Genomic DNA, 401 nt, shown 5'->3' with positions numbered 1-401 from the left:
TCGTAGTCCGGTTCTTCAGCGATTTCGCCGACCAGCTCGCTGTGCAGCACTTTATCGTTCTCGTCCAGCACCACCACGGCGCGGGCGGCCAGGCCAGCCAGCGGGCCATCGGCGATGGCCACGCCGTAGTTTTCGAGGAACTCGCGGCCACGCAGGGTCGACAGGTTCTTCACGTTCTCCAGGCCCTCGGCGCCGCAGAAACGTGCCTGCGCAAACGGCAGGTCGGCGGAGATGCACAGCACCACGGTGTTGGCTACATCGTTGGCCTGGGCGTTGAACTTGCGCACCGAAGTGGCACAGGTTGGGGTGTCGACGCTCGGGAAGATGTTCAGCACCTTGCGCTTGCCGGCGTAGTCTTTCAGCGACTTGTCAGCCAGGCCTTCACCCACCAGGGAAAAAGC

Annotated in this window: 1 protein-coding gene; it reads right to left on the bottom strand. The window is 63.3% G+C overall.

Annotation, left to right across the window (positions count from 1 at the left end; all coding sequences use genetic code 11):
• The coding region (tpx, locus tag QWI17_RS00030) for a thiol peroxidase (RefSeq protein ID WP_302720465.1) at nt 1–401 on the bottom strand (401 nt) is incomplete at both ends.

Source organism: Gilvimarinus gilvus, assembly GCF_030518155.1.
In the GTDB taxonomy this organism is placed as follows: Bacteria; Pseudomonadota; Gammaproteobacteria; order Pseudomonadales; family Cellvibrionaceae; genus Gilvimarinus; species Gilvimarinus gilvus.
This window is presented reverse-complemented; position numbering and strand designations above follow the sequence as displayed.